This window comes from Bacillus basilensis, assembly GCF_050630465.1.
Taxonomy (GTDB): domain Bacteria; phylum Bacillota; class Bacilli; order Bacillales; family Bacillaceae_G; genus Bacillus_A; species Bacillus_A basilensis.
Genome location: NZ_JBNTQO010000002.1, coordinates 426,514 through 449,222, shown reverse-complemented (window position 1 = coordinate 449,222; position 22,709 = coordinate 426,514). Strand labels below are relative to the sequence as shown.

Annotated in this window: 21 protein-coding genes; 6 read left to right on the top strand and 15 right to left on the bottom strand. The window is 36.6% G+C overall.

Going from position 1 to position 22,709, the window contains the following annotated elements; genetic code table 11:
* Positions 1 to 120: 120 nt before the first annotated feature.
* The 13 genes from prkC to ACQVV1_RS05745 form a co-directional block, all read right to left on the bottom strand.
* A complete protein-coding gene (gene prkC, locus ACQVV1_RS05805; protein ID WP_242252022.1) occupies positions 121 to 2,094 on the bottom strand; it encodes a serine/threonine protein kinase PrkC in 1,974 nt (657 codons plus the stop codon).
* 8 nt (positions 2,095 to 2,102) lie between these two features.
* On the bottom strand, positions 2,103 to 2,855 hold the full coding sequence (locus ACQVV1_RS05800) for a Stp1/IreP family PP2C-type Ser/Thr phosphatase (RefSeq protein WP_000648696.1): 753 nt from the start codon (positions 2,853 to 2,855) through the stop codon (positions 2,103 to 2,105).
* 4 nt (positions 2,856 to 2,859) lie between these two features.
* Positions 2,860 to 3,948, bottom strand: coding sequence for a dual-specificity RNA methyltransferase RlmN (rlmN, locus tag ACQVV1_RS05795; RefSeq protein WP_063221144.1), 1,089 nt, complete (start codon positions 3,946 to 3,948; stop codon positions 2,860 to 2,862).
* Positions 3,949 to 3,952: 4 nt separating this feature from the next.
* Entirely contained in the window at positions 3,953 to 5,287 is a 1,335-nt protein-coding gene (gene rsmB / locus ACQVV1_RS05790) for a 16S rRNA (cytosine(967)-C(5))-methyltransferase RsmB (RefSeq protein WP_431168685.1), read from the bottom strand.
* A complete protein-coding gene (gene fmt / locus ACQVV1_RS05785) occupies positions 5,284 to 6,228 on the bottom strand; it encodes a methionyl-tRNA formyltransferase (protein ID WP_242252026.1) in 945 nt (314 codons plus the stop codon). The genes rsmB and fmt overlap by 4 nt, the downstream gene beginning before the upstream one ends.
* A gap of 23 nt (positions 6,229 to 6,251) precedes the next feature.
* A complete protein-coding gene (def, locus tag ACQVV1_RS05780; RefSeq protein ID WP_060632009.1) occupies positions 6,252 to 6,722 on the bottom strand; it encodes a peptide deformylase in 471 nt (156 codons plus the stop codon).
* A gap of 11 nt (positions 6,723 to 6,733) precedes the next feature.
* Positions 6,734 to 9,139, bottom strand: a complete 2,406-nt coding sequence (gene priA, locus ACQVV1_RS05775) for a primosomal protein N' (protein WP_063221147.1) — start codon at positions 9,137 to 9,139, stop codon at positions 6,734 to 6,736.
* Positions 9,136 to 10,341, bottom strand: a complete 1,206-nt coding sequence (coaBC, locus tag ACQVV1_RS05770) for a bifunctional phosphopantothenoylcysteine decarboxylase/phosphopantothenate--cysteine ligase CoaBC (RefSeq protein ID WP_242252027.1) — start codon at positions 10,339 to 10,341, stop codon at positions 9,136 to 9,138. The genes priA and coaBC overlap by 4 nt, the downstream gene beginning before the upstream one ends.
* 172 nt (positions 10,342 to 10,513) lie before the next feature.
* A complete protein-coding gene (gene rpoZ / locus ACQVV1_RS05765) occupies positions 10,514 to 10,726 on the bottom strand; it encodes a DNA-directed RNA polymerase subunit omega (RefSeq protein ID WP_060632012.1) in 213 nt (70 codons plus the stop codon).
* A gap of 2 nt (positions 10,727 to 10,728) precedes the next feature.
* Entirely contained in the window at positions 10,729 to 11,346 is a 618-nt protein-coding gene (gmk, locus tag ACQVV1_RS05760) for a guanylate kinase (RefSeq protein WP_001257740.1), read from the bottom strand.
* 13 nt (positions 11,347 to 11,359) lie between these two features.
* Positions 11,360 to 11,623 (bottom strand): extracellular matrix/biofilm regulator RemA, encoded by a 264-nt coding sequence (gene remA / locus ACQVV1_RS05755; RefSeq protein ID WP_001251456.1) that lies wholly within the window; start codon positions 11,621 to 11,623, stop codon positions 11,360 to 11,362.
* A 67-nt stretch (positions 11,624 to 11,690) separates the two neighbouring features.
* On the bottom strand, positions 11,691 to 12,566 hold the full coding sequence (locus ACQVV1_RS05750; protein WP_098555016.1) for a YicC/YloC family endoribonuclease: 876 nt from the start codon (positions 12,564 to 12,566) through the stop codon (positions 11,691 to 11,693).
* A 99-nt stretch (positions 12,567 to 12,665) separates the two neighbouring features.
* The gene (locus tag ACQVV1_RS05745) at positions 12,666 to 15,389 is read right to left on the bottom strand and encodes a calcium-translocating P-type ATPase, SERCA-type (protein WP_063221151.1); all 2,724 of its coding nucleotides are present in this window, start codon (positions 15,387 to 15,389) and stop codon (positions 12,666 to 12,668) included.
* Positions 15,390 to 15,492: 103 nt separating this feature from the next.
* Between ACQVV1_RS05745 and ACQVV1_RS05740 the strand changes: the two genes are divergently transcribed.
* The 3 genes from ACQVV1_RS05740 (at position 15,493) to ACQVV1_RS05730 (ending at position 19,215) form a co-directional block, all read left to right on the top strand.
* Entirely contained in the window at positions 15,493 to 17,202 is a 1,710-nt protein-coding gene (locus ACQVV1_RS05740; RefSeq protein WP_242252028.1) for an Rqc2 family fibronectin-binding protein, read from the top strand.
* 342 nt (positions 17,203 to 17,544) lie between these two features.
* Entirely contained in the window at positions 17,545 to 18,615 is a 1,071-nt protein-coding gene (locus tag ACQVV1_RS05735; RefSeq protein ID WP_242252029.1) for a M24 family metallopeptidase, read from the top strand.
* A gap of 135 nt (positions 18,616 to 18,750) precedes the next feature.
* Positions 18,751 to 19,215 carry a DinB family protein gene (locus ACQVV1_RS05730; RefSeq protein WP_242252030.1) on the top strand — a complete coding sequence of 155 codons (465 nt, stop codon included), beginning with the start codon at positions 18,751 to 18,753 and terminating at the stop codon, positions 19,213 to 19,215.
* A gap of 32 nt (positions 19,216 to 19,247) precedes the next feature.
* Here the strand turns inward: ACQVV1_RS05730 and ACQVV1_RS05725 are convergent, their stop codons facing one another.
* Positions 19,248 to 19,616 (bottom strand): YoqO family protein, encoded by a 369-nt coding sequence (locus ACQVV1_RS05725; RefSeq protein ID WP_242252031.1) that lies wholly within the window; start codon positions 19,614 to 19,616, stop codon positions 19,248 to 19,250.
* Positions 19,617 to 19,634: 18 nt separating this feature from the next.
* Entirely contained in the window at positions 19,635 to 20,000 is a 366-nt protein-coding gene (locus ACQVV1_RS05720; protein ID WP_242252032.1) for a YoqO family protein, read from the bottom strand.
* A 165-nt stretch (positions 20,001 to 20,165) separates the two neighbouring features.
* On the opposite strand from ACQVV1_RS05720, the gene ACQVV1_RS05715 reads away from it, so the two are divergent.
* From ACQVV1_RS05715 to ACQVV1_RS05705, 3 genes are all read left to right on the top strand, one after another.
* Positions 20,166 to 21,551 (top strand): hypothetical protein, encoded by a 1,386-nt coding sequence (locus ACQVV1_RS05715; protein WP_431168684.1) that lies wholly within the window; start codon positions 20,166 to 20,168, stop codon positions 21,549 to 21,551.
* A gap of 165 nt (positions 21,552 to 21,716) precedes the next feature.
* Entirely contained in the window at positions 21,717 to 21,971 is a 255-nt protein-coding gene (locus ACQVV1_RS05710; RefSeq protein WP_242252034.1) for a YbeF family protein, read from the top strand.
* A gap of 22 nt (positions 21,972 to 21,993) precedes the next feature.
* Positions 21,994 to 22,671 (top strand): HAD family hydrolase, encoded by a 678-nt coding sequence (locus tag ACQVV1_RS05705; RefSeq protein WP_242252036.1) that lies wholly within the window; start codon positions 21,994 to 21,996, stop codon positions 22,669 to 22,671.
* Positions 22,672 to 22,709 lie beyond the last annotated feature (38 nt).

The following is a 22,709-nucleotide window of genomic DNA, read 5'->3' as shown; positions in this document are numbered from 1 at the left end:
CACTTTTATAGCTTTTTGAATCATATATTTTTGCCTGTTATACAGTCCACTATATGTAGAGAGCATAACAGGCAAGAGTAATACATTCCATCCTCTCTAAAAAGAAAATGGAATTCATTATTATTGAGTTGGGTATGGTACTTCTTTGTCGATAATCGTTACACCATCTCGTACAATTTTATAGTGTCCTTTTGTACCTTCTTGAATTACAAATTCTAATGAAATAGTTGCCGACTCTGAAATTGTTCTAGTTTCAATTGGTCTATCCATTTTTTGTTGCATATCTTCTTTATAAATTTCTATCGTTTGCGGTTTTTTCTCACCTATTATAGAAGACTCATACGGAATAGAAATATTATCTACTTTCACAGTTTTCGTTACTTTCGGCTTAGGACCCTCTGAGATGATAATCGTCACTTTATCTCCTTCTTTTAACGGCGTTCCTGGTTTTGGAGATTGCGAAATTACAAGTCCTTTATCAACAGTATCGGAATACTCTCGTTTTATATCTGGAGTTAGTTTTCTCTCATTCAAATAACCATTTACACTATTTTCAGTCCATCCTGAAAAATCACCTGGTCTAATTTGATAAGGACCTTTACTTACCCAAATTTTCAGTTCTTGTTCCGCTTCTACTACCATTTGATCCGGCGTCGGAATTTGCTCAACGATTTCACCTTTTGGTCTATCATTTTCAATATAGTTTATTGTAACTTGTTTATATTTTTCTTCTAATTCAGATCTTATGCTCTCAAAATCTTTTCCTGTGAAATCACTCATCTTACTTTTCTTTTTTCCACCTGATTGATAGATAGTAATTTTAGAGTTTTCTTTCACGACTCTTCCTGCCACAGGGTCTGTTTTTATCACATCACCGGTTTCAACATCATCAGTATATACAATATTAGGTTCCGTAACCTCAAAACCCTTTTCAACTAATGTATTTACTGCTGTCGTATATTTCATACCAGCCACATCAGGAACCTTCACATCTTTTGGAATAAAGAATCCCGGAATAACAGTAAGCGCTAACGTTATTCCAATCGCTAAAAGTAAAAATGTCGTAATTAAAACTTTAAGCCATTTATTACTTCGTTTTTTCTTCTTATTTAAATCAGTTTCTTCTTTTCTTTTCTGTTCATCCACTTTACTTCCTTTTAAAACAATTGTTTCATCAGTTACATTTTCGAATAATTGTTCCTGTTGAATAATCGGAATCGCTTTTGTCGCTTCCATATCTTCCGGTATGTAAAATGGCTGCTCATTTATCCTCTCTGGATATAGCGCAGTTTCAATATCTCGTTTCATCGCATTAGCAGATTGATATCGATGAAACGGATCTTTCGCAGTTGCCTTTAATATAATATTCTCGACACTTTGCGGAATATTTTCATTCCATCTTTTTGGTGACGGAATTTCACTTTGTAAATGTTTTAAAGCTATAGCAACAGCAGATTCGCCAGAAAACGGTTGTCTTCCTGTTAACAATTCAAACATAACAATCCCTAGGGAATAAATATCTGATTGTTTATTTGCTATCCCGCCGCGTGCTTGTTCTGGTGATAAGTAATGCACCGAACCGAGTACCGAATTTGTATGTGTAATTGTTGTTGCACTTGTAGCTGTCGCAATTCCAAAATCTGTTACTTTTATTACTCCATCAGCTCGAATTAAAATATTGTGCGGTTTAATATCACGATGCACAATTTCAAAATGATGGGCGTGTGCCATGGCGGATGTTAACTGCTCCATTATATCAAGAGCTTCTCCTATCGGTAACATCCCTCGCTCAATTATGTATTGCTTCAATGTTTGTCCTGGTACATACTCCATTACAAGATAATATATACCATCTTCTTCTCCGACATCATACATATTCACAATATTTGGATGCGACAACGTTGTAACAGACTGCGCTTCTCGATGGAAACGTTTAATAAACTCTTCGTTATTTGAATAGTCGAGTCTTAATATTTTTACCGCTACATCCCGGCCCAGTATATCATCATGAGCTAAATACACATTGGCCATTCCACCGCCACCTATCATTTTCAGCAGCTTATAACGGTCATTTAAGCGTTTTCCAATCAGCACGTTGCACTTCACCTACTTTCGTTTGTCGAACCCGCATAATCAATAAGAACAAGGGTGATATTATCTTCCCCGCCACGATCATTCGCCAATTGAATGAGACGTTGTCCCTTAGTTTCAAGCTGTTCATTTAACTGTAAAACTTGTTGCATATCAGCGATAGAAACTTTATTAGATAATCCATCAGAGCAAAGAAGTAACTGATCATCTTCCTCAAGCACCAATGTTTTAACATCTAATCCGACTTTTTCTTCTGTTCCTAATGCTCTTAACAAAACATTCTTTTTTGGGTGATATTCTGCGTCTTCTTTTGAAATTTCACCATGTCTCACAAGTTCATTCACAAGTGAGTGATCTTCCGTTACAAGCGAGATTTCCCCTTCTGATACCATATAACAACGACTATCTCCTATATGACCTATTGTCACAAAATTCGGCGTACAAATCGCTATTATAAGTGTTGTTCCCATGCCATTACATTCTACATGTTGCTTGGAGTACTCATATATACGCTCATTAATAATCCCAACACTAGTATGTAACCACTCTTCTACTTTTTTTGGCTCATTCATATTATGCGTTTGCTTCCAATAATCATGGAATAATTGAATGGTCATCGAGCTAGCTACATCACCAGCTCGATGACCTCCCATTCCATCTGCTACTACCGCTAAAATATTTCCATCTAAATTGTGAAAAACTCCTGCACTATCTTCATTATGTTGACGAACTTTTCCTTTATCTGATAGAAACACGGCCTTCATCTCGTCACCTCGTCTCTTCTTTACGCTCCTTCGCACGCAACTGACCGCAGGCTGCATCAATATCATGACCTTGTTCACGGCGAATTGTTACATTCACTCCACGATCTTTTAACGTTTTTTCAAACAAGAAAATTTGTTCACGTGGCGTACGTACATAATCACGTTCAGGTACGTAGTTTACCGGAATTAAGTTCACATGACATTTTACACCTTTTAAGAGTACAGCAAGCTCTTCAGCATGCTCAACTTGGTCATTTTCGCCTCCAAATAGTCCATATTCAAAAGTAATACGACGCCCTGTTCTATTTACATAGTATTTAATAGCTTCCATTAAATCAGGCAGCTTATAAGCACGGTTAATCGGCATTAATTTTGAACGTAATTCTGAGTTTGGAGCATGCAATGAAATCGCAAAATTAATTTGTAAGTCTTCTTCAGCGAACTTATAAATTTTCGGGATAATTCCACTCGTCGAAACTGTCATATGTCTTGCACCAATATGAAGTCCTTTCTCATGGTTAATGATGCGTAAGAATCCCATTAAATTATCGTAGTTATCAAATGGTTCTCCAATTCCCATAACAACAAGAGAACTTACACGTTCTTCTGATTCATCAAGTGCACGCTGCACTTCAACTACTTGTGCTACAATTTCTCCAGCTTCTAGGTTTCGCTTTAAACCGCCAAGCGTCGAAGCACAGAACGTACAACCAATACGACAACCCACTTGCGTTGTTACACAAATGGAATTTCCATACTCATGTCGCATTAATACCGTTTCAATAGAATATCCATCATATAATTGGAATAAGAATTTAATTGTTCCATCCGAAGACGTTTGTTTTACTAACGTGTTTAAAGTAGTAATATCAAAGGAATTCGACAATTTATCACGCAATCCTTTAGAAAGGTTTGACATATCCTCATAATTTTTTACACGTTTTTTATATAACCAATCAAAAATTTGTCCAGCACGGAATTTTGGTTCTCCTTGTTCCTTTAACCAATCTTGCATTTCATGGAGTTGTAAAGAGTAAATTGATGGTTTTTTCGTTTCTAAATTTTTCTTTTGTTTTCTCACAGTCGTTTCCACGATGCTACACCTTCTTCCTTAAACAAGCAATATAAAAGCCATCTGTTGCAAAATAATGCGGTAAAATTTGTACTTGACCTTCATCAATATACTGACTTAACTTTTCTGGCATACGCTCTTTTATCGTAGTATCCCACTCAAATTCAGGATGCTCTTGTAAAAATCGTTCTATTACTTGTTCATTTTCTATTTTCTCAATTGTGCACGTACTATAAACAAGGCGACCACCTTGTTTTAATAACGGTGCTATTTTTTCTAGTATTGCAAGTTGAATCGTCGATAATCTTTCACTATCGCCTTTATCTTTACCTAATTTAATATCAGGCTTACGTCTAATTACACCAAATCCAGAACATGGTGCATCTACTAATATTTTATCAAACGTTTCATTCGCAAAGTGTTCTTGCACTTTTCTAGCATCTAGTGCTTTTGTTTCGACATTTTCTAGACCAAGTCGCTCTGCTTGTTGTTTAATTAAACGTACTTTGTGCGCATGTAAATCAAGAGACATAACTTTACCAGTTCCTTTTAATCGCTCTGCGATGTGCGTTGTTTTTCCGCCCGGAGCAGCACAGCTATCAAGAACTACATCTCCCTCATTCGGTTCTAAAGCGCGTGCTACCAGCATAGAACTTTCATCTTGAATAGAAAGAAAACCTTTTTTGAACGCATCTGTATGCGCTACATTCCCTCTTTCAATTTGAATTGCATCATCTGACAAATCGCCACGCTTCGCTTCTATACCTTCACTAGCCAGCAACTCAATTGCTTCTTCTACTGTTATTTTATCAACATTTACACGTGCTGTTGGTACAGGTGGTAACATGTTCACTTCACACATTTTCTCTGCAGTTTCTAAACCAAATTCTGAAGTCCACTCTTGGACAAGCCAAACTGGATGACTTGTTGCAATTGCCAGACGTTCTACTGGATCCTTGATTTCATCTACAGAAGGTACCCCTTCTCTCTGAATCGAACGTAGTACACCATTTACCATACCAGCAATTCCTTTATGCCCGCGACGCTTTGCAATCTCAACCGCTTCATGAATAGCCGCTCTTTCGGGCACTCTATCTAAATAAATCATTTGATATAAAGATAAGCGAAGCAATACTCTTACCCACGCCTCAACCTTCTTTTTTAAAAAGGGCTGTAAATAATAATCTAATGTGTCACGGCGTTGAATCGTTCCATATACAATTTCAGTTAATAAACCAATATCTTTTCTATCAATTTCATTTTTTTCAATTAGATTATTTAAAAGTAAGTTACTGTATGCACCACTTTTTTCTACTTGAATTAAACCATCAAGAGCTAATTCACGAACATTTTTTCTCATGCATTTTCTCCTAACTTCGTTCCAATTTCAGGTTTTGTACCACGTAAAAATTGCGAACAACTCATACGCTTTTTACCAGAAGGTTGCAATTCAGTAATTTTAACACCTGTTTCATTACCAGTTGCTACAACAAAGCCATCTTCTTCGATCGCAACAATCGTACCAGCTTCAGCCGCTTTCGTTACAGGTACTTTTTCTCCCCACCATACTTTCACAACTTGTCCTGCTAAAGTTGTATAAGCAACTGGCCATGGATTCAATCCGCGAATGTGATTGTATACTTCTTCACCTGTTTTTGTCCAATCAATTTTCTCTTGCTCACGTTTTATATTATATGCAAACGTTACTTCTTCTTCATTTTGTTTAATTGGTTCTAACTTACCTTGAATTAATAAAGGTACTGTTTTGGATAGAAGGTGTGCTCCTGCTTCACTTAACTTATCGAATAACGAGCCTGTCGTTTCACGCTCTTCAATTTCCACTTCTACTTGCGTTAAGATATCACCAGCATCCAATTTTTCTACCATATACATAATTGTAATACCCGTTTTTTCTTTACCTTCCATAATTGCATAATGGATTGGTGCACCACCACGAAGTTCTGGAAGTAAAGAAGCGTGGACATTTATACATCCGTACTTCGGTGCTTCTAAAATTTCATTTGGTACAATCTGACCGAACGCAGCTGTTACAATTAAATCTGGCTCTAATGCCAATACTTTTTCATATTCATCTTTTTCACGAATTCTTAGCGGTTGTAACACTGGAATACCGTGTTTTTCTGCTTCAACTTTAACAGGTGTTGATGTTAATACTTTTTTTCTCCCTACTGGACGATCTGGTTGCGTCACAACACCTATTACATCATAGCCATCTTCAATAAGACGACGAAGCACCGGCACTGAAAAGTCCGGTGTTCCCATAAATACTACTTTTATCATTTAAAAACCGCTCCTTTTAACACCTATTCTAATTCGTTTTCCTCATAGTATCTTGTCACTTTCGATGTAAATAACACACCGTGTAAATGATCGATTTCATGTTGAATTGCACGCGCTAAAAACCCTTCTGCTTCTAGTAAAAACACTTTACCTCGGCGATTTTGTGCACGTACTTTAATATAATCCGCACGTTCCACTTCACCATAAAGTCCCGGGAAGCTTAAACAGCCTTCGGGACCTACTTGTTCACCACGTTTTTCTAATATCGACGGATTGATTAACTCAATCTTTCCAGTATCATCACCGATATCAACTACCGCAACTTGCAAGCTTACACCTACTTGAGGCGCAGCTAAACCGACTCCGTCCGCAATTAACATTGTTTCATGCATATCTTTCAACAATTTCACTAACTTTTTATCAAAGTTAATTACTCTTTCACACGGTGCTTCTAACACTTCATTTGGATGCTTTACTATTTCTAAAACTGCCATATTTCCCTCCGCTACATTAACATTGTTGGATTAAAATCAATTGAGATTTGTAGCTCTTTTTGCATTTCTGCTTGATAATGTTCATTTACCATTTTGAGCACGTTCTTTAAGTTTGGTTCCCGTTTGTATTTTATCATGCATTGATAACGATATCTATCTTTTATCCTTGGAATTGCTGAAGCAACCGGTCCTAACACCATTGTTTGCTCTGTGCAGTGTGACCGTAAATGACCGACAATTTTTTCCGTCACTTGTACTGCCTTTAATAATTCCGGGTGAGATACCGTCACAAGTACAACATAGTAATAAGGTGGATATTGTCTCGTTCGTCTCATCTGCATTTCTTGGTCAAAAAACACATCATATTGTTGGTTCTTTGCTAACTCTATACTGTAATGTTCTGGCGTATACGTTTGAATTATAACTTCCCCTGGTAATTCATGTCTGCCTGCTCGTCCACTTACTTGCGTCAACAACTGATAAGTCTTTTCACTCGCCCGAAAATCTGGTAAGTGAAGCATCGTATCTGCAGTTAAAACTCCGACGAGTGTTACTTTAGGAAAATCTAATCCTTTCGCAATCATTTGCGTTCCAAGTAATATATCTGCTTTTTCTTCCCCGAACGCCTTTAATAATTTTTCATGCATTCCTTTGCGACTTGTCGTATCTACATCCATCCGAATGACTCGTGCTTCTGGAAATAGTTTTGTAATTTCTTCTTCTACCTTTTGTGTACCTGTACCAAAGAAACGAATATATGTACTTTGACAAGCAGGACACGCAGTCGGCATATTCTCTTCGTAACTGCAATAATGACATTTTAAACGATGGTTCATTTTATGATATGTGAGCGAGATATCACAATGCGGACATTGTACAACATACCCGCAATCCCGGCACATAACAAATGTAGAATGACCTCTTCTATTTAAAAAGAGCACCATTTGTTCTTTCTTTTCTAATCGATCTGCTATTTTTTCATGCAGTGCCTTCGAAAACATGGAACGATTCCCGTCACGAAGTTCTTCACGCATATCAACAATTTCTACTGTCGGTAAGGCTTGTTCGTTCATACGCTTTTCCATCGTTAGTAATTCGTACACACCTTTTTTCGCTCTTGCAAACGATTCAAGTGTCGGTGTCGCACTACCAAGAACGATAGGACATTTATGATACTGTCCCCTCCACACAGCTACATCCCTTGCATGATACCTCGGATTATCTTCCTGCTTATAGCTCGATTCATGCTCCTCATCAATAATAATAATCCCTAAATTTTCAAAAGGAGCAAATACAGCTGAACGTGCACCAACTACGACTTTCACTTCTTTTCTTAAAATCTTACGCCATTCATCATATTTTTCTCCAACAGACAGCGCACTATGAAGAACCGCAACTTGCGAGCCAAATCTACCTTTGAAACGATCTACCATCTGAGGTGTTAGTGCAATTTCAGGAACAAGCACAATCGCTTCTTTTCCTTTCTCGAGCACCTCTGCTATAGATTGTAAATATACTTCTGTCTTTCCGCTTCCTGTAACACCATATAGTAAAAATGGATTGTAAGTTTCATTTGCAATTGATGATAAAATTGGTGCAATAACTCGCTCTTGTTCCTCCGTAAGTGGGAATGGTTTCGTTTGTTCAAAATCATCATCGTCATATGGATTCCGATATACTTCCACATACTTTTCTGAGATTAGCCCCTTTTTAACAAGTGCTTTAATTGGAGCATCTGTTATTTGCAACTCTTCTGTTATCACTTTCAACGGCACACTTTTATAATTTTCCACAAAATAATAGAGTACATCTTGTTGTTTTTTACTTTTCAGTTCAAATGCTGCTAATTCTAATTTATCTTCTGGCAACTCCGGTTGAACAACTCTTTGTTTCTTCTTTTGCACTTTATCTTTTACCTGATAAACAACTTCAATCGTACCATTTTTAATTTCTTGTTGAATTGTGCGGTATAGATGCGGCTGCGTCTCAATCGCTTCCCATTCTATCGCCTCTTTATTCTGAAATAAAAACAGTAGTTCAGGCGCTACTTCTTCTTGTTTACGAAGTTGTAGACGCTTTTTATATGTTGCTTTTATCGCTGTTGGAAGCATGACTTGAAAAGCTGAAATCATATAACATAACGTTTCACTTGTAAGCCAATATCCAAGTTTTAATAATTCCTCGTTCAAAACCGGCGTTACATCTAATATTTCATGGATTGTCTTTAACTTCTTGCTTTCTACTTCAGCCGAATCTTTGATCCCAATAATAAAACCTTGCAATTTCCTTGGGCCAAATGGAACTACTACACGCATGCCTGTCTGGACAATATCTTCCCATTTTTTAGGGATAATATAATCAAATGGTCGATCTGTCTGACGTGCAGGTACATCAACAATTACACTTGCAAATTTCATAGACGACCATCTTCTAACATCATTTCAATTTGCTTTAATATTTCACGCGCAACTTCTTTCTTCGTTAAAAGTGGTAACTCGATAATCTCTCCATCTTTTCTATACATTGTTACAATATTCGTATCTGTACCAAATCCAGCTCCTTGCGCTTTTACATCATTCGCAACAATCATATTTGCATTTTTTTCACGCAATTTTCTCGTTGCGTATTCTTCTACATTTGTCGTTTCAGCCGCAAAACCGATAAGTAACTGTTGGTCTTTCTTTTCACCTAACGTTTTTAAAATATCTACTGTTCTCTCTAGTTCAATTACAGCATCACCATTTTTCTTTTTCATTTTATTATCATGAACATATTTCGGGCGATAATCTGCAACTGCTGCTGTTTTAATGACAACATCTACGTTCTGATAATGTTGAAGTACTGCCTCTAACATATCTTGTGCAGATTCCACTTGCACTGTCGTTACATGTACTGGTGGATTTAATGCTGTCGGTCCCGAAACGAGTATGACATCAGCACCTAAGTTCGCTGCCACTTCTGCAAGCGCATATCCCATTTTTCCAGAAGAAAAATTGGTCATAAAACGAACTGGATCAATCTTTTCACGAGTTGGACCAGCAGTTATTAATATCTTTTTTCCTTGCAATGGTTTTTTTTCTGAAAAGGCCTCTTCTAACTCTGCAATAATCGCTTCTGGTTCTTCTAATCTTCCCTTCGCTACATAACCACAAGCTAAAAAACCTTCTCCAGGCTCAATAAATGTATATCCTAACGTTTTTAACGTCATCATATTTTTTTGAACAATTTTATTTTCATACATATGCACATTCATAGCAGGTGCAATCCACACTGGGGCTGTAGTAGCTAACAAAGTAGTTGTAATCATATCATCTGCAATACCGTTAGCTAACTTTCCAATACAATTAGCTGTAGCTGGTGCAACAAGTACAACATCTGCCCAATCTGCTAAATCGATATGAGCAATAACAGCTGAGTCTTTCTCATCGAATGTATCCGTATATACATCATGGCGAGAAAGCGCTTGGAATGTAAGAGGTGTAACAAACTTCATTGCTGACTCACTCATCATTACTTTTACAATAGCACCAGCTTGTGTCAATTTACTCGTTAATGCAGCCCCTTTAAAGACTGCAATGCCTCCTGTTACACATAAAAGTATCTTTTTCCCTTTTAGCATATGGCTCGTCCTCTTTCTTTTTCAAACTTATAATACTGAAACAAAATTCTCAGCTCGTCAGTACCAATATTTCTTTCCTACCGTAAAAAAATAACAACCTACTTGTAAATAGGTTGTTACCGTTACATAGAAAATTATAAAGTCTATGTTTTAATTTGTCGAAAAGAAGGTCTTAATCAATTATTTTGCCTTCACTTGGTACATATTTTAATACTTCTGCATCGATTTCTTCTAATGATTTACCCACACATTTATGAGAAACAGGCTTTTCAATAACACAATTGTCCGCAAGTTGCATTTCACGTGCACGCTTTGCAGCTACTGTTACAAGTGTATATTTAGAATCGATTTTTGTTAATAATGAATCAATTGATGGATTTAACATAATTATAGACCCTCCGTCATTTCTTTATAATATTTTGCTACTCTTTCGCGGCGGCAATGTTCACCAACCACAATTGCTTTAATTCTTTCACAAGCTAATTCAACTTGATCGTTTTCTACAACATAGTCGTAAGCGTCCATCATTTCGATTTCTTCTTTCGCTACCGTTAAACGATTTTCAATAACATCTTCAGTTTCTGTACCACGGCCGACAATACGGTTCTTTAGTTCAGATAAACTTGGGGGTGCTAAGAAAATAAATACACCTTCTGGGAAAGCTTTCTTAACTTGAATTGCTCCTTGCACTTCAATTTCTAAGAATACATCTTTTCCTTCTTGTAATGTTTTTTCAACATAGTCAATCGGTGTTCCGTAATAATTACCTACGAACTCAGCCCACTCAAGTAATTTTTCATTACGAATCATTTCCTCAAATTCTTCTCTCTCTTTAAAGAAATAATCCACACCATCCACTTCACCTTCACGTGGCTTACGTGTCGTTACTGAAATGGAGTACTGAAAACGTGTATCCTCATGACTAAACAGCTCTTTTCGAACCGTTCCTTTACCAACCCCAGAAGGTCCTGAAAGAACGATGAGCAATCCTCTTCTACTTCTCATAAATATGTAAAACCTACCCTTCCTCACTTAAATCTTCTTTATTATTCAAACGATGTGCAATCGTCTCTGGCTGAATTGGACTTAATACAACATGCCCATCATCCATAACAATAACCGCCCTTGTTTTTCTCCCATACGTAGCATCAAGTAAAGCATTATGTTCGCGTGCTTCCTGTACTGTTCGTTTAATAGGAGCTGACTCCGGACTTACAATAGCAATAATTCGATGAGCAGATACAATATTTCCGTATCCAATATTTAAAAACCGCATGGCCATAGTTTGCGCCTCCTAGTAAGTCTATCCGATTTCTCCACCACGTATAACTTTATATATTTTTTGAAAGCTACTCAATATTTTGTACTTGTTCACGAATTTTTTCAAGGTTATTTTTCATTTCTACAACATATTTTGAAATTGTTAAGTCATTTGCCTTAGAACCAATTGTATTAATTTCTCTATGCATCTCTTGCACGATGAAATCCATTTTTCTTCCAACAGGTTCTTCAATCTGCAGTGTTTCACGAAATTGCTCTAAATGACTTTGCAAACGAACTAACTCTTCGTGAATATCACAACGTTCTGCAAAGATTGCGACTTCTGTTAACAATCTTTGTTCATCTAGATCTTGATTATGTAATTCTTTTAAGCGATTTTCTAATCGTTCACGATATTTTTGTGTAACAATCGGTGCATGCGGAATAACTGCATTTACACAATTGTGAATCTCTTGTAAACGATACGCTATATCTTTATGTAATCGTTCTCCTTCGCCATCTCTCATCGTTTTTAACATATGAGCAGCTTGGCGAACAGCCTCATATAAACTGTTCTCAAATTGTTCATTTACATTTTCAGCTTCTTCAATCGCTGTTACTTCTGGCATTGCCATTAATTGCCCGAGTGTAATAGAATCTTGTAATTGAAATTTTCCTTTTATATCTTCCATAATCGATTGGTACTGCTCAAGAAGCGACCAATTCACACTTAATTTTCTTTCAACAAGCCCTTCACCCGTTATACTAATAGACACTTCAATGCGTCCACGTCGAACTTGCTGTGCAATTATTTTACGAATTTTGTCTTCAAATACCATCATTTGCTTCGGAAGTCGAATACTCATCTCTAGAAAACGGTGGTTCACTGATTTCATTTCTACTGTAATTTGAAAAGTACCATTTTCCACTTTCGACCTTCCAAATCCTGTCATACTACAAATCATTTTTATCACATCCAAGCCATGAAATAACTCAATGAAAAAGGTAATAGAGACAAGGCTCTACTACCTTCTGTAAATTATATCACATTTTCATATCATTGACTATTTCAAGTTTAATCCCTTCTTATATAATACTGGCTTTTCTTTCTTCCCCTTTTTCCCTGTTAATAAAGAACCTACTAATAAGAAGGTCGGAATTGATGACAAACCTCCAATTAACAACCAATCTCTTGCTTGTATTGGCATCGTGCTAAAAATCGGTTGTAACGGTGGGTAATATATAACGACGAGCATGAGTAGTAATGAAATGATAACCGCCCCTACTAAATACACATTTCCAAATGGATTGCGGTGAAAAACAGAATGCTCACTTCGGCAATCAAATACATGAATAAGCTGAGCAAGTACCAACGTCGCGAATGCTACAGTTTGTGCATATTTCAGTTCATTTGGATGTTGATTATATGCAATAATAAACGCCACTAACGTCACTGCTCCAATTAGAAAGCCACGGCTTAAAATTTTCCATGCAAGCCCTCTAGCAAATACCCCTTCTTTCGGATGACGCGGCGTTCTCTTCATCACGTCTCCTTCAGCCTTATCCAAACCTAGTGCCATCGCCGGTAAACCGTCAGTAACTAAGTTCACCCATAAAATTTGGATTGGAACCATCGGCAGCGGCAATGCAAGTAACATCGCAAATAACATGACTAAAATTTCTCCTACGTTCGATGCTAATAAATAACGAATAAACTTACGTATATTCTCGTATATATTTCTACCTTCTTTAATTGCTGATTTAATCGTAGCAAAATTATCGTCCAGCAAGACAAGAGATGATGCTTCTTTCGCAACGTCTGTCCCTGTAATTCCCATCGCAATCCCAATATCCGCTGTTTTTATAGCTGGAGCATCGTTCACCCCATCACCTGTCATCGCTACTATATGTCCTTTATTTTGCAAAGCCTTAACAATTTTCAATTTATGTTCTGGTGATACACGAGCAAATACATACGTATCTTCTACAACATTTTCTAGTTCTTCTACATCCATATTTGCGAGTTCTACTCCTTCAACAACGCGTCCACCTTGTGGTAAAACCCCTAATTGTTCCGCAATCGCCATTGCTGTCACTTTATGATCACCTGTAATCATCACTGTTCGAATACCAGCTTCTCTGCACTCTTTTACAGCCTGCTCTACTTCTGGTCTTGGTGGATCAATCATACCTTGTATCCCAACTAACATAAAATCCTTTTCAACGTCTCTTTCATGTTCGGTAGAATCTGTTACTTTTAATGGTTTAAATGCAACTGCAATTGTTCGCAGCGCTTGACTACCTAAACTATGAATAGCCGCCTGTACTTCTTTTCTATACAATTCACTTATTGGTTGCTGCTTATCTCCCCATAAAATCGTTTGACTCATTTGCAGAAGGACATCTGGTGCTCCCTTCGTAACGACAAACTTTTTCCCTTCTCTATCTCGTACAATCACACTCATCATTTTTCGAGTTGAATCAAACGGAAATTCACGAATGATTTCAAATTTCCCTTTCAGTGCCTCACGCGTTATCCCCGCTTTCATTGCTGCAGCTACAAGCGCCCCCTCTGTTGGATCTCCATCTAATACATACGCCTTTTTCTTTTGAATAATATTTGCATTGTTACATAGTGAACCAAATGTGAGTAGTTGATATAGTGCTTTCGTCTTAGCTGGATCAACTTCTTTTTCACCTTTCAGAAAGGATCCATTAGGTTCATACCCTTGACCTGTCACTTTCCACAACTCTCCACCTGACCACATATGTGTTACCATCATTTTGTTTTGCGTCATCGTCCCTGTTTTATCAGAGCATATAACAGAAGCACAACCTAACGTTTCTACCGCTGGTAATTTCCTTACAATCGCTCTCTTTTTTATCATACGCTGTACACCAAGCGATAAAGCTACTGTAACAATTGCTGGCAATCCTTCTGGAATAGCAGCAACAGCTAGCGACACGCCAGCTAAAAACATATGATATACTTCATTCCCTTGATACACACCGGCTAATACGACAAGCGCTGTCAAAACAAGAGCCACAATAATTAATATTTTTCCGAGTTGTTCTAATCTTCGTTGCAGTGGTGTTTCCATTTGCTCTGCATTTTGTAACATATTTGCAATTTGGCCCATCGCTGTATTCATACCAGTTGCTACAACGACCCCTGTTCCAGCTCCTCGTGTAATCATCGTACCCATAAAAGCCATATTTTTTTGATCACCAATTGAAACATCTTGCCCTTGCAATGCTTCTACCTTTTTCTGCACCGGTACTGACTCCCCTGTCAAAGCTGATTCTTCGATATATAAACTCGATGCCTCAACAAGACGTACATCAGCTCCAATACGATCGCCACTAGAAAATTTAATAACATCACCTAAAACGAGTGCTTTAGACGGTGCCTTTACCCACTTTCCATTCCGCAGTACAGTAACTTGCGGGGCGGCTAGCTCTTTTAAAGCTTCCAATGACTTTTCAGCCTTTCTTTCTTGGAAAAATCCGAGAATACCGTTGATAATAACAATTGCAACAATCGCAATCGAATCAATGTATTCCCCTAAAAAAGCCGAAACGATTGTTGCACCAAACAAAACAAGTACCATGAAATCTTTAAATTGCGCTAAAAAGACCATTAGTGCAGAAGGCCTTTTTGCTTCATCTAATTCATTTGTACCAAATTTCTTTATTCGCCCTTCTGCTTCTTTCTCTGTAAGTCCAACCTTCACATTCGTATTCGTTCTTTCTTCCACTTCATGTGCGCGCATTCCATACCAGTTCATCCTGCTATCGACCTCCTGATTCCAGACATACTCTATTGAAAGCTTATTCAGCCTCGTCCAAAAAAATGCTATAATTAACTTTTAGTTAGAAAGGAGTGTTTTTATGGCATTCGATGGATTATTTACAAGAGCAATTACACATGAAATTGCAAATTCTCTTTACACGGGGAGAATTTCCAAAATATATCAACCTTCAAAATATGAGATTTTATTACATATTCGAGCAAACGGAAAAAATCAAAAACTGATTCTTTCCGCTCATCCGACATATGCACGTTTACACTTAACAAATCAAAATTACGATTCACCTGCACTTCCGCCAATGTTTTGTATGCTTCTCCGTAAACATCTAGAAGGTGGATTCATTGAAAAAATTGAACAAATTGATTTAGAGCGTATTATTCAAATCACAGTTCGCAGCAGAAATGAAATTGGTGATGAATCGCTAAAAACATTAGTAATTGAAATAATGGGACGACATAGTAACATCATTTTAGTAGACACAAAAACAAACAATATTTTAGATAGCTTAAAACACGTTTCTTTAGCAGTAAACCGACATCGAACTGTATACGCTGGAGCTGAATATGTTGCGCCACCGGCACAACATAAAATTAACCCACTTCAGATTGAAACAAATGAGGAATTTATTAGACCGCTAGACTTTTTATCTGGAAACATGGATAAACAGCTTGTCGGCACCTTTACGGGAATATCGCCGTTATTCGCAAAAGAAGTCGTGAAAAAAGCTGGCATGGTAAATGAAAAAGCATTGGCGGACGCATTTTTCTCCATACAAAAACCATTATTAACTCATACATATTCACCTACGATGACTACTTCAAATGGGAAAGAATTCTTTTATCTTTTCCCTCTTGCACACTTGCAAGGTGAAAACAAGACGTTCTCATCTGTTAGTGAATTGCTAGACCGTTTCTTTTTCGGAAAAGCAGAGCGCGACCGTGTAAAACAACAGGCTCATGATTTAGAACGCTTTATGCAAAACGAAAAAAATAAAAATGAGAAAAAACTCATTAAACTAGAAAAAACATTACAAGATGCCGGAAAAGCAGATAAATATCAACTATTTGGAGAACTACTTACAGCCAATATGTATGCTTTGAAAAAAGGTGATAAAGATATTGAAGTCGTTAACTATTACGATGAAAATGGCGGAACTGTAAAAATCACATTAGATCCTTTAAAAACGCCATCTGACAATGCGCAACGCTATTTCCAAAAGTACCAAAAAGCGAAAAATTCAGTTGTTGTTGTAGAAGAGCAAATCGAAAAAACAAATGAAGAAATTCTTTACTTTGATAGCCTACTTCAACAAATGGAAGCTGCTTCTTCAAAAGATATTGAAGAAATTCGTGAGGAATTAGCTGAAGAAGGTTATATGCGCAATCGTAAAACGAAAAACGCAAAGAAAAAGCCTACTAAACCAGTATTAGATAAATATGTAGCAAGTGATGGCACAGAGATTTTCGTTGGTAAAAACAATAAACAAAATGATTATTTAACAACGAAATTTGCCCGCCGCGATGAAATTTGGCTACATACGAAAGACATACCTGGTTCTCATGTTGTCATTCGTTCTTTAGAGCCTGCTGAAGAAACTTTACTAGAAGCTGCAAAAATTGCTGCCTATTACAGTAAAGCAAAAGAGTCTAGCTCTGTACCTGTTGATTTCACCAAAATACGCCATGTCAAAAAACCGAGTGGTGCAAAACTTGGTTTTGTTACGTACGACAATCAGCAAACCGTATATGTAACACCGGATGTTGATACTGTAATGAAATTAAAAGCTTAAATACAAAAATGCGTTGCTCATAAGCAACGCATTTTTTATATATTTTCAATTTAGTTGCTATATCCATTCAATATTGTCAAAAAAATTGACAGTGTCATTTCACATTTGTATAAATTTTTTTACAGCATATAAATAAAGTGCACGTGTAAATCCAATCAATATTTTTTCATCCCCTGCCATTTATTGAAGCAATCTGGATTTTATGAACAAAAAGTCTCCCACAAATTGCGGGCTATTTTTTCATCTCCCCTAAAATATATGTTTTCCCTACCATCCTTTCTTCAAATATACACTTTGGCACACTATTTGCTTTATTCAATACTATGAATAGGGGGAATTAACATGACTTTAAAAATTAATAAAATCCAAAATCAACTACATAATTACGGAATTGACGGATTACTCATTACCAAAAAAGAAAATCGCCAATATGCAACAGGCTTTACTGGTAGTGCTGGCGTCGTCTTAATCTCTGCGGATACAGCTGTTTTTATAACTGATTTTCGCTATGTAGATCAAGCGAAGTCACAAATAAAAGATGTGGAAATCATTATGCATAAAGGAAATTTAGAAAAAGAAATTGCAAATCAAGTATCGAAATTAAACATTCAAAAACTAGGAATTGAAGAAAACAACATAACATTGCAACAATATAAAAACTTACAAAAATACGTACATGCGGAAATGGTTCAAGTGTGCGAAATCATCGAAAATATTCGTATTATTAAAGACACTCCTGAAATAGAAACAATGAAAATCGCTGCTAATATCGCTGACGAAGCATTTCACCACATCCTTACGTTTCTAAAACCAGGACTAAGTGAAAATGATGTACGAGATGAGTTAGAATTTTTCATGCGAAAAAAAGGGGCTACATCCTCATCATTCCAAATTATTGTAGCTTCTGGCGTTCGTTCTTCTCTTCCTCATGGAGTTGCATCAAATAAAATAATTGAACGAGGAGACATCGTCACATTAGATTTCGGTGCACTTTACGACGGATACTGTTCCGATATAACTCGTACTGTAGCGATTGGGGAACCATCGGAAAAATTCAAAAAGATATACAGTGTTGTACTTGAAGCATTAAAACGTGGAACGGAAGCAATTAAACCTGGAGAGACTGCGAAAAGTATCGATGATATAACAAGAGATTACATTACAGAGCATGGATACGGTCAATATTTTGGACACTCCACTGGACATGGTCTTGGGTTAGAAATTCATGAACCACTCCGCCTATCCCAAGAAAGTAAGGCTACTCTAAAAGAAGGTATGGTTGTTACAGTTGAACCAGGTATTTACATACCAAACTGGGGCGGTTGTAGAATTGAAGATGATATCGTCATTACAAAAGATGGCTATGAGGTTATTACAAAATCAAATCGGGAACTAATTGTTATTCCTTGTTAAAATCATGCCCCTTTTTAAAAGGAGTTTTTCTCTACACATAGAATTCTTTCTCTGGATTCATCGTTTAAAGAGGGGGGAAATTTTGTAATCGACAAGATAGATGGTTTACAAGTTGAATTTTCCAAACTTGTTTCCATGATGAATTACGCACGCTATACAACAATGCAAGCGGTGGAAGGTTTAACAATGGAAGAACTTGATTATTTATATGATGAGGAAGCAAATTCAATTGGCATGTTATTACACCATATGGCCGCTATTGAATTTTACTACCAGATTCATACTTTTGAAGACCGTGAACCAACGGAAGTTGAATTGGAACGTTGGTTACCTGCTATTGAGTTAGGAGATCTTGGCCGCGAGAAAATAAAAGGAAACTCGATAGAATTTTACATAAACACATTACAAGAAGTACGTTCCAAAACGATCGAGACTTTTCAATCGTTACCTGATGAATGGTTATTTAAAACGACAGACTTTTGGTATGATAAACCAGCCAACAACTACTTTAAATGGTTTCATGTTTTTGAAGATGAAATCAATCATCGTGGACAAATTCGTTTAATTAAAAAAATGCAAAAAGCTCATTCAGTAAAGTAAGAAAATGCCACCGAATAAGGTGGCATTTTCTTTTATTCATTAACGAATAACTTTTCGTTTACTTTTTTAGCGACTACCGCTATCGAAATTAAAATGCATATTAAATATAGCAATTTCACAATAAATACCCCCCCTTGAAACATTACAATACCATCTATTATTTCATTTCCTTTCAATAACAAAAACGGAATCGTGCTAATTATAATGACGAACTCGATGCTGAAAACAATTTTCTTTTTTCGACTACATGCTTTCCACTCATCCCAGCGATACATAGAAGCAAAAATCAATACTCCTATACATAATATAACTGGTACCCATTCACTTTTAAGAAATTGCCCTGAAATAACTGATAATAGTAAACAAACGAGCACACCATAATACCCTATTTTCTCTCTCATTCGTACTCCTCCCCCATTCTACTTTGCCTTTAATATGTAACTTGCTATGCTTATAACAATTCTTAGAAAAATAACAACTACAATTACAATATAAAGACCTTTTGCAGAAGACATCCATTCTTGAAAAATAGACATTTTCGCCATCTGTTTCTGCCCTTCTATTAAAATAAACCCTATGAAAAATGAGCAAACAACAATGATACCTATCATAATCCCAATACTTTTCTTGCTATATTGTTTTATATCATCCCAGTTATATAACAGAACAAAAACAAATCCGAAAACTGGTAAGATACTTATCCATTCATTGTTTGTAAACAGATTTAAAATGATTAATAGACTACAAGATATGATGAATCCCCAAAATCCAATTTTTTTGCGCATAAACCCTCCTTAAATTCCATTTTTAGGATTAATTGTATTGTAACATCCATTTTCTCTCCTTACCATTACAGTACATGAAATTTCATTTTTTCTTTTTCCTAAACTCACATACTTTCACTGCTTTCATACAATAAACTACACGAATGCCTAAAGGATGTGAATGTTATGGGAGTTGAATTAACGCTGTTGCACGCTCTCTATATTCTTTGTTTACTCACTATTATTACCTTTTTTATTCTCCGAAAAGATACGACTATTATTTGTATCGTTTTTATCTTTTTATTAGCATTAACCGCTACAAGCTCTATCCCTCTTGCTATTAGCGGTATTTTTCAAAGTTTCATTTACGCCATCACTGAGCTATTACCAACTATATTAATCATCTCCATTATCGTATCCATGAGCAATCTACTCGTTCATACCGGCATAAATGATACGATGATTTCACCATTTACAAAGATGATTCGTACACCTACCCTCGCCTACTGGATTATCGGCCTTTTAATGATGACAATTTCTTTCTTCTTTTGGCCTTCTCCAGCTGTCGCCTTAATGGGAGTTATTTTATTACCGATCGCTGTACGCGTCGGTCTTCCGCCAATTGGAGTGGCAATTGCTATGAACTTATTCGGTCATGGGATTGCTTTATCCGGCGACTTCGTTATACAAGGCGCACCAAAATTAACCGCAGACGCTGCTGGTCTTCCTGTTTCTAGCGTTGTTTCTGCCAGTGTTCCGCTCGTAATTGTTATGGGCATTGTGACAACTTCCGTCGCATTTTTCTTCTTACGAAAAGAATTTCATACAGGACTATCCTTGCAAGATTCCTCTTCATCAACTGAACCGTCTAAAACTACTATTTTATTATCTCCTCACATAAAGAAATGGCTCGCCATATGTATCCCTATCATATATACCCTTGATATTCTTTGTATGATTCAATTTAAACTACAAGGAAGCGATGCAACTGCACTTATCGGTGGAACGACTGTTATTATGATTATCATTATTTCTCTCATCGCCTACAAAGGAAATGGATTAAATAAAACGACCGATTATTTCATAGAAGGGCTTCAATTTGGATTTAAAATTTTCGGACCTGTTATTCCAATTGCTGCACTTTTTTATTTAGGAGATAGCGGCTTTGTGAAAATTATCGGGGACTATTTACCGAAAGGTTCCCACGGAATCATTAACGACTTAGGAATCGCCTTATCTCAAACTGTTCCTTTAAATCAATATGTATCGGCAGGGACATTAACTATTGTTGGTGTCATTACCGGCTTAGATGGATCTGGTTTTTCAGGTATATCACTTGCTGGTTCAATTGCAAATCTTTTCGGCACAGCACTCGGTCATGGAACAGCTACATTAACAGCACTCGGGCAAATTGCAGCAATATGGACCGGGGGCGGGACGTTAATCCCTTGGGCGCTTATTCCTGCTGCTGCCATTTGCAAGGTAGATCCATTTGAACTTGCACGCCGAAACTTTTTACCAGTTGTGATTGGCTTAATTGTCACCACGATCGTTGCGATGTTTATTCTATAACGTAGGCAAGTATTCTCTTTCTTACGTTTTTTCTTGTAAAATTCATCATGAATTACTCGTTTTCAAGAGGGATTCGTTATTACTTAGCGAAGTTATATTAGGAGAGTATTTATTTCAAAACGTTTACGAGAACAGATTACTGCAATTAGAAAAGGGGACATACCTATGAATGAATTGATTTTCGTCTTATTAATTTGTCCATTACTTATCTTTATCGTTTCTGTTATCGGAACACGTAGAACGAAAACGTATTACGTAATGCCGGTTGTAACGTTTGCTAGTTTTTTAATAATAGGTGTTATCGCCTTTACTCCAAAATTTTTCTTTTGGGTTGGCATGTATAGCATCTTCTCATTTATCGTTTCTTACATGACGCTCTTGTTTGTGAGAGGATATGAGGTTGTGGAAAACGCTAAATAGCTATTAACGAGGAGATTGTCATATGATTTTCTTTGATGTCGATGGAACTTTACTTGATTATGAGGCCGCTGAAAGAAATGGTATTATAGATTTCTTTCAAGTATATAGTACTATTTTTTCAGGTAATGAATTAGAGGCCACGAAAGTCTGGCATGAATTATCCGAAGAATATTTCAACAAATTTTTATCCAAGGAATTATCTTTTCAAGAACAACAAGGGATGCGAATATACCATTTATTTAAAACATATGGAATAAACTTATCACCCGAGGAGTCTCAGCACAGATTCAATCAATATATAGAACTATATAAGAACAACTGGGCCGCGTTTGAAGATGTACACTATACATTACAGACCTTAAAGCAAGAAGGGCACTCATTAGGTATCATTAGTAATGGTGACTATGAACAACAAGTCGAAAAATTAACTGCTCAAAACATTCTACAATATTTCAATTACATATCTACTTCTAGTGAAATTGGTGTATCGAAACCAGACCCTGAAATTTTTCAAAGAACTGTATTACAATTGAATCTTGAAATGAAAGATTGCTATTATATTGGTGATCGATTAGAAACAGATGCAATTAGTAGTACAGCAGCTGGAATGCAAGGGATATGGTTAAATCGGGATAACTTGCAACTCAAATGTGATGTTCCTACTATCTGTTCGTTACATGAAATTATAACAATGATATAAAAAGACGACCACGTTCCCCCGCGGTCGTCTTTTTTCGT